We start from the raw sequence: 12,163 nt of genomic DNA, 5'->3' as shown, positions 1-12,163 counted from the left end.
ATAACTTTTTGTTTACCTCAGATATAATACAGGGCTATTGAGTTAAAATATGCGAGTTCCTATGTTATCATCCATGAATACAAAGCTAAGGGGCCATCATCTTATATGTCTTAATTTTTTCAGAGGAGAGGGCTATTCTGAGGATTTTATTAAAAATCTTTACTCAGTCCTCCGGAAAGAGAGCATTGAGATCGTTAAAGGGCCTGATGAGGTGTGCGCCAGATGCCCATATTTAAAGAATAACAGATGCTCAAGTGATGAATATACCGATGAAATGATCCTGGATCAGGATAGAGAAGCCCTGAGACTTCTTATGTTCAAACCGGGCGAGGTAGTTGACTGGAAGATTATTGCTGCTAAGATACCGCAGGTTATAGAAGAATGGAAAGCCCGTTTCTGTCTGGATTGCAGATATCAAGAGGTCTGTTTTGGTTGATACCAATAGGTATATCCGTGTAATCAGAAGAACCGAGCTGCTACTTCAGGTCTAAATTTAGGATAAATTTGGGTATAATACTGGAAAAACGATTTATATTGTAAAAGAACTTATCTTATTGAGAGGAGCCGGAACAATTTCCTATCCTATCCATAAATCCTATCCATTATACTGAAATAGTTTTTTTGGCTCCTCCTATCTTATTGTTTAATTCCATTATACCAGTTAAACAAAAGATGAGATAAAGATTACCCATACTGTTATTGTGGATAATCCTTTCGTATAGTCTTTGCAATATCATCAAAAGATGGTGGTCTTATCTGGAAGACATCCGTACCCTGCGGGAATTCGATCGGTCTTCCGTCGGTTATAATAAGAACCCCATTTCCAGTCTCTCCAAGCGTCTCTTCTATAGTTTTTGATGCATGCTCGCTCATTTTATCCTGGGTTTCCATAATCCTTTTTACAAGGTACTCTCTCCACTTATCGAAATCAACGTTCTTACCATAGAATCCCTCATGGAGTTCTTTTACCTCAGGCAAAAATGATCTAGAATATTCTTCAAAAAGAAGTCTGGATAATTCAATGTACTCATCTTTTTCTATTCCTTTGATCTTTATACCTCTATCAAGCAGGCTTTTTATTAATCTGTAATGGTTGCTATCTTTTCCGAACCTCTCAAAAAACTCTATGCCTATGTTCTCCTCCTCGTTTATTCCTTCAAGATACAGGATGCTTATATCTCCGTAGGTTGAGACAAAATATTCTATCTTCCCTCTGACCTCACCCCAGAATCTTTCGACTTTTGCCTCATCAATCTTAAATTGTGAAGCAACCTCTTCAAAAGGGAGTGTAGGCACTACATAGAGTTTTCGCTTCTCTTTGAAGCTTGCAGCATCGGGTTTCTCTATTTTTCCAAGCTCTGCCATGTTTTAACTATTATTATTAAAGAAATATAAACGTTATCCATAAGTACAATAGAAAAAAAAGAATAAAGCCGGGGTTCCAGCTTCAGTCTTTATTATACCGATTCAGTCTTTAATTACGCCGCTTCAGCAGGAATAACACTATCAATAATCCGGCCAGAGTGACCATCAACCCAAATCCAGGAGCAGTTGGAGTTGGTGTAACTCTTGGAGTCTCAATTGGAGTCTCAATTGGTGTTTCCACTGGAGTTTCAATTGGTGTTTCCACTGGAGTTTCAATTGGTGTTTCCACTGGAGTTTCAATTGGTGTTTCCACTGGAGTCTCAATTGGTGTTTCCACTGGAGTGACTTCTGGAGTCTCCATTGGTGTAACTGCTGGTGTTTCCATTGGTGTAACTTCTGGTGTTTCCATTGGTGTAACTTCTGGAGTCTCCATTGGTGTGACTTCTGGTGTTTCCATTGGAGTAACTCCTGGTGTTTCCTGTAGCCTATATGCCATACCAGGTGATACACCAGCTAAAGCTACTAATATCAGCACAAGTAATAGAGGTATTATTTTCCTATTCATTTATTCATCTCCCTTCTCTCTTTTTAAGATTATTACGTGTTGCTGGAGGGATTTTGAATGACCTGGATAGGATATACATGACTTGTATGGTCGCTATATCCTGAAACGGTAATCCCCGGTATTTTATCAACACGAATTAAACATCCCCATTTTGATGTTGGTCTTTTGTACTAATAAGCCTTACGGTATATCTTTTTTATTTTTATTTATAAATAAAAATAAAAATATGTGTCGGCCTCTTCTGGTGAAGAAGAGTTAAAAGTTTTAATAACTGCTTCTCCCATTACTTCCTGCTGTTTTTCATAATAATTACGTGTATATTATATCATGTACTCTGCTAATGCTTTTTCGTATACCTGCAAATCATTATAACTGTGAAGAACGAACCGCACCTCCTCAATCCCGGCATTTCTCTCCGTGAATCCAATGACAGTTTTGATGGCGACTCTGCTCGCTTTTTCTATTGGATATGCGTATGCTCCTGTACTGATAGATGGAAAGGAGATTGTCCTTAATCCCATCCTCAGGGCTAGAGTAAGACTGCTTCTGTATGCCTGCGCAAGCAAATCAGGCTCTCCCTTATTTCCTCCGCTCCAGATCGGACCGACTGTATGTATTACCTTTTTTGCCTTTAATCTCCCACCTGTTGTTGCTACTGCTTCTCCCGTGGGCAGACCATCAGGCCATAATGTTTGTCTGATAATCCTGCATTCTTTCAATATATCGGGCCCTCCCTTACTGTGTATGGCGCCATCTACCCCTCCTCCGCCCATGAGGCCGGGATTAGCGGCGTTGACTATGGCATCGGTTTCCTGCTCGGTGATGTCTCCAGATATCAGGATGACCCTGGTGGTTCCAATTTTAGCTTCCATTGTTAGCTACAAACTATGTACAACTATTTATTTGTTATAATAAACGCAAAAGATTTATAACCTATGATAGTGATGATAGTGATAACATACATGGAGGAAAAGATTTGAAAAACATAAAAAGGATAGGCTTCCTGCTTGTACTTGCTATGATATTCTCCGCAGCAACACAGCAGGTATATGCAGAAAAAACGTACGTGATAGGTGAACATATGGCTCCGGTAACTAAACCCGATCCAGCATCGACATACGTTGGGTCTGAGAAGTGTAAGATCTGCCATTCGGATAAGTACAACGACTGGAGAACATCCGGGCATCCGTATAAATTAAACACCCCGGCTGAAGCCCAGGCGTTTAATTCACCGGCCATACCAGCTCCTGAGGGATATACATACAATGATTTTTATCTTGTTATAGGAGGATGGACATGGAAGGCACGATTTTTAGATAACAACGGGTATATCATCACAAAGACCGGACCTGGCAAAGATATCAACGGCTCAAACCAGTATCTTCTGGCAACAAAAAAATGGGCAGATTACAGCGCAGGCCAGACTAAAAAATTTGATTGCGGTAACTGCCATACTACAGGCTATTCCCTGACCGGAAGCCAGGATAACAAACCTGGCATAGTAGGAACATGGGAAGAGAAATCCGTAGGATGTGAGGCTTGTCATGGACCTGGAAGCGTGCATGTTGCTAAGGGCGGAGGAAAAGGTGTTGGCATCTTGAAGAATGATTCCGCTGCTCTGTGCGGAGCATGCCACACCAGGGGCGCTGATGATACAAAGATAATGTCAAAAGATGGGTTCATTGAACACCATGAGCAGTACCCTGAGTTCCTTAACAGCCCTCATAAGGAACTGTCCTGTGTCTCATGCCATGACCCGCATAAGGGAACCCGTGTCGGGCAGACAAACCCGACAGCAGGAGCAAGTATTAAGGCTCAATGCTCAACATGCCATCCCAAGCAGAACAATGATTTCACAGGAAGCACGATGCAAAAGGCAGGTATCAAATGTACTGATTGCCATATGCCTGCTGCAGGAAAATCGGCTGTAGGAGATGCTGCCAGTTTCAAAGGTGATGTGAAGACTCATATATTCAAGATAAATACAGATATCAATGCAAAGTTCTTTGACGATACAGGAAAATTCGCCAATGGCTATGTGACGCTGGACCGGGCATGCCTGAACTGCCATAACGATAAGGACAAGGCATGGGCAGGACAGTACGCAAAAGGCATACATAAATTCGTAAAAGCTGAAACAACCGCGACACAATCTGAGACTCCGGTATCAACTTCAGTATCAACACAAAAGGCACCGGGTTTTGAATTGCTCTTTGCAATCGGGGCGCTTCTGATTGTGGCACTGGCTAGAAGAAGGTAAATCTAATTACCTTCTTTTTAACACGGTGATCCTGTAGAATTTCTCAATTGTATCGTATATAGTGCATAATTGGTCAGATTCCATAAATAAGCCGTGGATTGTTCTGGCACCTGGTCTTTTCAGGATGCTTCTCTCAATATATTTACCTTCTATAAGTGCATGAACAAGTATTAACGTGCCTCCTGTATTCAACCAATCAATGATCCTGGCAGATGCTGCATGCAGTTGCTCTAAGTCAAGATAATATAAAACCTCCGAGCAGAAGATCAGATCAAATTTTTCATCCAGGTTATCAGTAACCAGGTCTAACTGCTTGAAGGTCACCCGTTCATCGGATATTTTTTCTCTTGCCCTCTTTAAGGCCTCACCTGAATTATCGATACACAGCATCCTGTCGGAGAACGGCAGTAAGAATTCGGTATGGTATCCTGCACCGCAGCCGATCTCAAGAACATTTTGAAATTTTTGTCCTCTGATCTTTTCAATACTTTTAGCGATTTTAGTCTGCTCATACCTTGATGTATTTATCTGATATGGATCAGGTTTCATCCTGTATTTAAAATTAAAATATGTCTTAAAAAGCCATCTACAGTGTGTTATCATTGACCATATGAATCTCAAACCGCTACCTCTTCTCTCTAGTTTATGGCTGTAGATATAGAATATATCTTTCGGTATTGTTGCTATATATCAGAAACTTTTTATTATCCTCTGGTATCTTACAGATTCAAATCAAAACTCAGATAAGGGATGGAAAAAAAACAGATATAACACGATGAACTTTGAGAACCCTCTTTGGTTTATTGCTCTTTTATTAATACCCCTGATCTGGTATTTTTATAAAGAATCCATAAAAAAGAAAAAGGCTGCAGCTATCAAATTCAGCAATATCTCGTTAATAAAAGAGGCAGGTACAGGAAAATCAAAAGCAAAGGAGGTTCTTTTTTATATACATATAATTTTAATAGCCATATTGATCACAGCCCTTGCAGATCCGCATATACCTCTCAGGCAGACAAAAGAGGGAGTTAACGTGGTGATTGTAATGGATATCTCTGGAAGTATGGCAGTAACTGACTATAAACCCACACGGCTTGAGGCTGCCAAAGAGAGCGCAAGGATACTGATTAATGAACTGAGCAGTAAGGACAATGCAGGCATCGTTGTTTTCTCAAGCGGAGCTACGACGTCCGCCTATCTATCCCCTTACAGGGATAAGGTGCTCGAGAAACTTGCGGCGATAAAACAGACAGAGGGTGAGACAGCACTCGGTGACGGACTTGCACTTGCTGTGGATATGGCAACATCGATCCCCAACAAAAAGAGGGTGATTATCCTCATGAGCGACGGCGTAAATAACGCAGGTGTTATCAATCCGGATGAGGCCATCAGGTTTGCAAAGACAAATGGTATCCAGGTGTATACTGTGGGTATAGGCTCACAGGATGAGGTGATCCTGGGATCTGACTGGCTCGGCAACCCCCAGTATGCCAATCTGGATGAGGCCACGCTGCAGAAGATAGCAAAAGAAACAAACGGACAGTATTTCAAATCTGTGGATAGCTCAACACTTTCGCGCATATACAGTGAGCTGCCAAAAAAAATAGAACGTGAGCCTGAGTATTCAAGTATAAAAGACTGGGTAATCCTGGTGTCTATAGGTATACTGCTTGCTGAACTGTACCTCAGGTTTGGACGATACAGGATACTTCCATGATCGATGGAAATATGAGGCTAAAAATACTGTGCTTGTGTATCTTGCTAATAATTTCAGGTACAGCATCTGCCAAGCAGTTGTATGTTAAAAAGGTAGTGCAGGATACAGATATAACAACTGACGACAGCATAACTATATCCCTTGAGTTTGAGAATCCTTTCGGTCGATCTATACCTGTGGTCGTACAGGATAGTAATATTCTTGGAAGCAACGGGCTTGAGATACAGTGCTATGATTATACCCTGCTCGGTAATCAAAACACTACAGTAACGTATAATCGTAAGATACAGGCGTTCTCTGCTGGTGATTTTACGCTTGACCCTGCTACTGTCACCTATACAAATCCAGACACAGGAGACCGTGAATCAATAAAATCCGAACCATTAAAGATATCCATAAAACAGGGGGCATCCTCCGGACTGCTGCAGGGTATCACCAGCATCTACAACTGCGATGGTGTGATCAAGCGCAGTACATCATATTCTACATCATCATCAGTATTGATAATCGATGGACAGATCAACCGTCAGCAGCAGGGTTCATCACCCGGTGATATCCAGCAATCGGATCAGGATATGCAGAACCTCAAGGATGAGATGGATCGCAAGCAGCAGGACGATCAGGGGATGCAGGATGAGCCAGGCAACAGGATTGAAAATAACAGTGAATTTTTCAGGATGAAGGAAGAACCCAGGTCCTGGCCCTACTGGATGCTCATCTTTCTTGTAATTCCGCTGCTAGGGATATACCTATATAAGAGATACTTGAGCAGTAATGAGCTTTTACCTGTCCAACTTTCCCTTCCGGTGCAGGCAAATCCCGGGGAAGAAGCTCTGGCGAAACTGGATCGGGCAGTTGGGATGTTCAACAGCGGTATGCAGAAAGAGGCATACCTGGAGGCATCGGGTGCCCTGAGAACATACTTTAAGGAAATGCTTGGAATCAACGAACTCACAAGCGATGAGATACTCAGGGTTATTAAAGGATCAAAGGATGAGATATATATAGAAGATACAAGGCAGTGTTTCATGCTCTGCGATCTTGTTAAATTTGCAAGATATGAACCAGATCCTGATGATTTTAAAAGGATGATCGAGTATGCAAAAAGGATTATAGTTTGAATTCAGATTCTTGCCCGTCTCATCAGAAGAGCATTGGCGACGACGCTTATGGAGCTTGCGGACATGATCAATGCGGCAAACTCAGGTCTTAGAACTATCCCGTAGGGAACAAGTACGCCTGCTGCTACCGGGATTGCCACAACATTATAACCTGTTGCCCAGAACAGGTTCTGGTTCATCTTGCGCATGATTATATTGCTTAGCCTGATGAGCCTGGAGACATCTCTTGGGTCGTTCTTGATTAGAACAACATCAGCAGATTCAACTGCAACATCTGTGCCGGCGCCGATCGCTATTCCGACATTTGCTTGAACCAGGGCAGGTGCATCGTTTATGCCATCTCCCACCATTGCCGCTCTCTTTCCCTGATCTTGCAGTCCCTTTATTGTATTCGCTTTTTGTTCTGGAAGAACCTCGGCAAAGAAAGTGGTCAGGCCAAGCTCTTTAGCAACGTAGGCTGCTGTCTGTTTATTGTCTCCTGTAAGCATAGCTACTTCCAGATCAAGTTCTTTTAGAGATTTAACTGCTTCTCTAGATTCATCCCTTATCAGATCAGCCATTGCTATTAAGCCCTGTAGCCCCTTATCAGTTGCAACGTAAACAACTGTCTTACCCTGAGAGGAAAGTTTTGAGACCACATCCTGGTGTTCTTCAGTGTTTATCTTCAGGTCCCTCATAAGATTAGCATTGCCTATGTAAACCTCGTTCTCACCAACCGTCGCCTTAGCGCCCTTCCCCGGAATAGCCGTAAACTTCTCAGCTTTTATATCCAGTATGTCTTTTTGCTGTGCTCTTTTTACTATTCCTTTTGCTATAACATGCTCTGAATTGACCTCTATGGCCGCTGCTGTTCTCAGGATTTCTTTTTCAGCCCAGTCCCCTAACCTGATAATGTCTGTAACCCCGAACTCTCCCTTTGTCAGTGTTCCTGTCTTGTCAAATACTACAATGTCGATCTTTTTCGCAATTTCCATTGCTTCAAAATTCTTTATCAGGATCCCGTTATGGGCAGCTATGGTCGTAGATACCGATGTGACGGTTGGGATGGCCAGGCCTAAAGCATGAGGGCAGGTAATGACTATGACCGTGATAGCAAGTGTAAGAGCGAAAAGGCTTCCTGCTCCAATCCCGAACCAGAAAGCGAACGTTCCTCCGCCTACAAAGATCGCTGCAAGAGTCAGGTAGCTGGCTGCTCTGTCTGCCAGTTTCTGAACCTTGGGCTTGGAAGCTATGGTCTCCTCAACAAGCCTGATAATCTGTGCAATCGCTGTTTCTTCACCGGTTTTTGTCACTTGAGCCCGGATAGCGCCTTCAAAATTTATGGTTCCTCCAATAACCTCGCTTCCTTTCTTCTTTTCAACCGGCTTTGATTCACCTGTGATCATAGCTTCATTAATCGATGTTTCGCCCTCTGTCACCACACCATCTATCGGAACCTTCTCACCCGGTCTGACAAGAACAATATCTCCAATTTTTAGATCTGAAGTAGGAACCTCGACAACCCCGCCGTTTTTTATCAGATTGGCAGTGGGCGGGATCAATTTCACAAGCTCTCTTAAGGCTCCTGCCGCGCTCCTCGCTGCCCTCATTTCCATCCAGTGCCCGAAAAGAATGAATGTAGCCAGGGTGCTTATCTCCCAGTAAAAATCAGGCGCTTCGAATACGAAAGTAGCACCCAGACTGTAGAAATACCCTGATAACAATGCAATGCTTACCAGAACGTTCATATCAAGCGTACGCATTCTGAGGGCTTTGACCGAGCCTGTATAGAAAACAGAGCCCGCGTATAAGATCACGATGGAAGCTGTGAGAACAAGCAGGATATCCCAGGCAGGAGATGGCGGCAGAGTGTACCCAAACCATTCCTGGATCGATGGTGACAGGATCAATGTCGGGATAGTGAAGATTGCGGCGATAATAAAGTTCCGCTTCATCTGTGCTTCCATCATAGCATGGTGGTCATGTACAGCCGGCTTCTCCACGGCAGCTCTCATCTCGCGATAGGGTCTTGCCTCGTGTTCCATATGTTCCATATGCTCAGTTTTAGCCTCAGGTTCCATACGGGCAGTTTGACCCTCTTCGCAGCGCACCATGCATCTTTTTAACTCATCTATTATATCCCTGGCATTGACCATGCCCTTATGAGCTTTAACCATCAGTATGTTGTTCACAGGATCAAAATTAGAGTCAACAACGTGCTCAACAGACTTCGCTATGTCCTCTACCTTACAGGAGCACTCTGGACGTATGTAATCGCGAACTTCCAGCCTTATCGTTTCGTATTGATTTTTCATAGTGAACCCCTGCAGAAGACATCAGCGTATTTATGCTGATATACAATTATAGAACTCCTCTCCATTATATAATTTTTCTTTAGTTCTATTTTTAAGGATGCAATCCCTGATCCGGAGCAAAGCGATGCTGGACTGCAGATTCTTACATATATTAATACGATGGGAACGACAAATACTTCATGAGCGGAGTGAGTTAATATGATTAAGGCGATCAAGACAGGCGAAGAAAGAGAGATTAAAGGTGTATCTAGATTCACTGAAAACGGGAATCCATTCGTGCTGCCACCTGTAATCTATACAGATTATATTAAAAAGAATACAGAAGTTACAAAGGAGAATATAGAAGCTCTCAGAGATTATCTCAAATTCTTAAAAGTGTTTGAAAAAACGCAGATTGAGAGACCGGAGCCGGCATGGGCAACAAAAAATAGCATACGAATAGATCTGCATACATTGAAACTGAGGGATTTCTCCCGTGGAGGGAACGGTATCTATACGCTTATAATACCGCCTTACGCGGGTCATGCTTCAGCAATAGTTGACTTTAACACAAAACAGAGCCTGGTTGAAACGCTTATTGGGAATGGGATTAAAAACGTATGTTCTATAGACTGGAAGAGCGCAACCGAGGAGATTAAATATTACAACATAAACAACTATCTGAGTGAGCTGGATATCTGTGTTGATGAATTAGGCGGGCGCGTCAATCTCGCAGGAATGTGCCAGGGTGGATGGCTGGGTGCTATGTATGCTGCAAGGTTCCCGGATAAGGTAAACACACTCATTCTTGGTGGTGCTCCTATAGATACCGATGCTGGAGATGGTACAATAATAGAGTATGCGCACAGGTTTCCCATGGAATTCTTTGAGGGGCTTGTGGCGATAGGAGGAGGAGTTCTGAAGGGCGATTTCATGCTTGATGGCTTCAAAAGCCTTCACCCGAATGAACAGTACATCGGTAAGTACGTGGCGCTCTACGAACGCATCAATAACCCGGCATATGTTAAGAGGTTTGAGATTTTTGAGAGATGGTATGAATATACCATTGATCTTCCAGGAAAGTGGTATCTTCAGGTAGTTAAAGAGCTTTTTAAGGAGAACAGGTTTTTCAAAGGGGAGTTTATTGGACTTGGGAAGAAGTTGAGCCTGGGTGATATAAAGTGTCCTGTATACCTGCTGGGTGGAGAAAGAGATGACATAACTCCGAAAGAACAGGTCTTCAATGCTGAAAAACATCTCGGGACTGATAAATCCGAGATTGTAAAGGATACAGCCAACGGCGGTCACATCGGATTATTTATGGGTTTAAAGCCCCTCGGGGAGAACTGGCCAAAGATTGTTAAGTGGATAAAGGCGCATTCAACCGGGTAAGTTATGCCAGGAAGAATGTTAAGCGAGGCTGAAGGATATGGTCTGCTGAAGAGACATGACATTCCGGTTCCAGAGTATAAGATTGTAAATAATGCAGATGAGGCTGTAAGGATTGCAGAAAAAATGGGCTACCCTGTTGTGGCAAAAATAGTCTCTTTGCAGGTTGTTCATAAAAGTGATGCAGGCGGTGTTGTAACCGGGATAAAAAATAAGGATGAGGTGAAAAACGCATTTGAAACGATAATCCAGAATGTGAAGAAAAACGTTCCTGACGCTGACATAACCGGAATAATCATTGAAAAGGAGATGCCCTCTGGATTGGAGCTGATAATAGGTGGAAAAACCGATCCATCCTTCGGGAAGGTCATTACTTTTGGGCTTGGTGGTAAACTTGTCGAAATTATGAGGGATGTATCATTAAAGGTACTTCCTATCGGGGAAGACGAGATAGAGAAGATGATACGGGAAATAAAGGGATACATTTTAATAAAAGGTTATAGAGGTGAGCCACCCAGGGATGAGAAGGTGCTGACTGAAATTATTGGTAAAGTATCTGAACTATTCTATGAGAGTAACAAACTGGTTGAATTTGATATCAATCCATTGATATTATACGAAAAAGGGGCATGCGCTGTTGATGCAAGAATTTATGAAGGTGATGAGGTGACTGAGCCCGGGGAAAAAATTGAAAAGGAAGTCCAGGCAGGGATTTTTTACCCCGGATCTATTGCCGCTGCTGGTGCCTCTTCTGATCCCAAAAAGATCGGATATGCAGTCTTCAGGAACCTGCTGGATTTTCCGGGTAGATTATATCCTGTAAACCCAAAAAGAAAAGAGATACTCGGGCGCGAAGCATATCCATCCCTGATAGCCATTCCTGACAGTGTTGATCTTGCAATTATAACAGTCCCAGCACCAGTCGTCCCGGAAGTTATAGAAGAGGCAGGTAAAAAAGGTGTAAAACTGGCTGTTGTTATATCCGCAGGCTTTAAGGAAACAGGCGAAGAGGGGAGAATCCTTGAAGATAAGGTTTTACAGATCGCACGAAAATATGGCATCCGTATGGTTGGTCCGAACTGCCTTGGAATAATCCTGCCGCATAAAAGGATCAATGCCACGTTTGACCCTGCATCTCCAAGACCCGGCCGCCTTGCATTTATATCACAAAGCGGCGCTACTATTACCACAGCAGTGGACTGGAGCCTGCAGGAAGATATAGATATAGGTTTTTCTGCGATTATAAGTGTAGGCAATCAGGCAGATCTGGGCTTTGATGAATTCCTCAAATTTGCAAGAGACGATGCTGATACAAAAGCTATAATACTTTACATCGAGGAGATCAAGAACGGCAGGGCATTCATGAGAGCTGTCAGGGAAGTAACATGGAATAAACCTGTTATAGCGATTAAGAGCCTATCCGATAAATAGAAGAACCCCAGAGTTAGATTAGAATAGGGGAGTATTTACGGA

At 42.8% G+C, this 12,163-nt stretch carries 11 protein-coding genes; 6 read left to right on the top strand and 5 right to left on the bottom strand.

Annotated elements, in window-relative coordinates; all coding sequences use genetic code 11:
• Positions 1-73 precede the first annotated feature (73 nt).
• On the top strand, positions 74-436 hold the full coding sequence (locus tag ANME2D_RS00585; protein WP_048089206.1) for a DUF1284 domain-containing protein: 363 nt from the start codon (positions 74-76) through the stop codon (positions 434-436).
• A gap of 260 nt (positions 437-696) precedes the next feature.
• On the opposite strand, the gene ANME2D_RS00580 is transcribed toward ANME2D_RS00585, so the two are convergent.
• The 3 genes from ANME2D_RS00580 to ANME2D_RS00570 all read right to left on the bottom strand — a co-directional run bounded on the left by ANME2D_RS00580 (position 697) and on the right by ANME2D_RS00570 (position 2,802).
• Positions 697-1,365, bottom strand: coding sequence for a hypothetical protein (locus ANME2D_RS00580; RefSeq protein WP_048088260.1), 669 nt, complete (start codon positions 1,363-1,365; stop codon positions 697-699).
• Positions 1,366-1,474: 109 nt separating this feature from the next.
• Positions 1,475-1,930: a PGF-CTERM sorting domain-containing protein gene (locus ANME2D_RS00575; protein ID WP_048088259.1), complete on the bottom strand. Its 456-nt coding sequence runs from the start codon at positions 1,928-1,930 to the stop codon at positions 1,475-1,477.
• Positions 1,931-2,250: 320 nt separating this feature from the next.
• Entirely contained in the window at positions 2,251-2,802 is a 552-nt protein-coding gene (locus ANME2D_RS00570; RefSeq protein WP_048088258.1) for an O-acetyl-ADP-ribose deacetylase, read from the bottom strand.
• A 104-nt stretch (positions 2,803-2,906) separates the two neighbouring features.
• Between ANME2D_RS00570 and ANME2D_RS00565 the strand changes: the two genes are divergently transcribed.
• A complete protein-coding gene (locus ANME2D_RS00565; RefSeq protein ID WP_048088257.1) occupies positions 2,907-4,190 on the top strand; it encodes a multiheme c-type cytochrome in 1,284 nt (427 codons plus the stop codon).
• A 6-nt stretch (positions 4,191-4,196) separates the two neighbouring features.
• Here the strand turns inward: ANME2D_RS00565 and ANME2D_RS16620 are convergent, their stop codons facing one another.
• Entirely contained in the window at positions 4,197-4,739 is a 543-nt protein-coding gene (locus ANME2D_RS16620; protein ID WP_157833884.1) for an SAM-dependent methyltransferase, read from the bottom strand.
• Positions 4,740-4,965: 226 nt separating this feature from the next.
• On the opposite strand from ANME2D_RS16620, the gene ANME2D_RS00555 reads away from it, so the two are divergent.
• Positions 4,966-5,907, top strand: coding sequence for a vWA domain-containing protein (locus ANME2D_RS00555; protein WP_048088256.1), 942 nt, complete (start codon positions 4,966-4,968; stop codon positions 5,905-5,907).
• Positions 5,908-5,918: 11 nt separating this feature from the next.
• Positions 5,919-7,028 carry a BatD family protein gene (locus tag ANME2D_RS00550; protein ID WP_157833883.1) on the top strand — a complete coding sequence of 370 codons (1,110 nt, stop codon included), beginning with the start codon at positions 5,919-5,921 and terminating at the stop codon, positions 7,026-7,028.
• 2 nt (positions 7,029-7,030) lie between these two features.
• On the opposite strand, the gene ANME2D_RS00545 is transcribed toward ANME2D_RS00550, so the two are convergent.
• The gene (locus ANME2D_RS00545) at positions 7,031-9,322 is read right to left on the bottom strand and encodes a heavy metal translocating P-type ATPase (RefSeq protein WP_198527319.1); all 2,292 of its coding nucleotides are present in this window, start codon (positions 9,320-9,322) and stop codon (positions 7,031-7,033) included.
• Positions 9,323-9,520: 198 nt separating this feature from the next.
• Here ANME2D_RS00545 and ANME2D_RS00540 point away from each other — a divergent pair, with 198 nt between their 5' ends.
• Together ANME2D_RS00540 and ANME2D_RS00535 are read left to right on the top strand one after the other, a co-directional pair.
• Positions 9,521-10,693 carry an alpha/beta fold hydrolase gene (locus ANME2D_RS00540; protein WP_081810063.1) on the top strand — a complete coding sequence of 391 codons (1,173 nt, stop codon included), beginning with the start codon at positions 9,521-9,523 and terminating at the stop codon, positions 10,691-10,693.
• A 3-nt stretch (positions 10,694-10,696) separates the two neighbouring features.
• Positions 10,697-12,121 (top strand): acetate--CoA ligase family protein, encoded by a 1,425-nt coding sequence (locus ANME2D_RS00535; RefSeq protein WP_048089202.1) that lies wholly within the window; start codon positions 10,697-10,699, stop codon positions 12,119-12,121.
• Positions 12,122-12,163 lie beyond the last annotated feature (42 nt).

The organism is Candidatus Methanoperedens nitratireducens (assembly GCF_000685155.1).
Lineage (GTDB): Archaea > Halobacteriota > Methanosarcinia > Methanosarcinales > Methanoperedenaceae > Methanoperedens > Methanoperedens nitratireducens.
The sequence above is the reverse complement of the archived record's forward strand: the minus strand, read 5'-3'. Positions and strand labels throughout refer to the sequence as shown.

Excerpts from the sequence above, each read along its gene's own strand:
- ANME2D_RS00585 (WP_048089206.1), top strand. The coding sequence starts at position 74 with ATGAATACAAAGCTAAGGGGCCATCATCTTATATGTCTTAATTTTTTC.
- ANME2D_RS00580 (WP_048088260.1), bottom strand. The coding sequence starts at position 1,365 with ATGGCAGAGCTTGGAAAAATAGAGAAACCCGATGCTGCAAGCTTCAAA.
- ANME2D_RS00575 (WP_048088259.1), bottom strand. The coding sequence starts at position 1,930 with ATGAATAGGAAAATAATACCTCTATTACTTGTGCTGATATTAGTAGCT.
- ANME2D_RS00570 (WP_048088258.1), bottom strand. The coding sequence starts at position 2,802 with ATGGAAGCTAAAATTGGAACCACCAGGGTCATCCTGATATCTGGAGAC.
- ANME2D_RS16620 (WP_157833884.1), bottom strand. The coding sequence starts at position 4,739 with ATGAAACCTGATCCATATCAGATAAATACATCAAGGTATGAGCAGACT.
- ANME2D_RS00555 (WP_048088256.1), top strand. The coding sequence starts at position 4,966 with ATGAACTTTGAGAACCCTCTTTGGTTTATTGCTCTTTTATTAATACCC.
- ANME2D_RS00550 (WP_157833883.1), top strand. The coding sequence starts at position 5,919 with ATGAGGCTAAAAATACTGTGCTTGTGTATCTTGCTAATAATTTCAGGT.
- ANME2D_RS00545 (WP_198527319.1), bottom strand. The coding sequence starts at position 9,322 with ATGAAAAATCAATACGAAACGATAAGGCTGGAAGTTCGCGATTACATA.
- ANME2D_RS00540 (WP_081810063.1), top strand. The coding sequence starts at position 9,521 with ATGATTAAGGCGATCAAGACAGGCGAAGAAAGAGAGATTAAAGGTGTA.
- ANME2D_RS00535 (WP_048089202.1), top strand. The coding sequence starts at position 10,697 with ATGCCAGGAAGAATGTTAAGCGAGGCTGAAGGATATGGTCTGCTGAAG.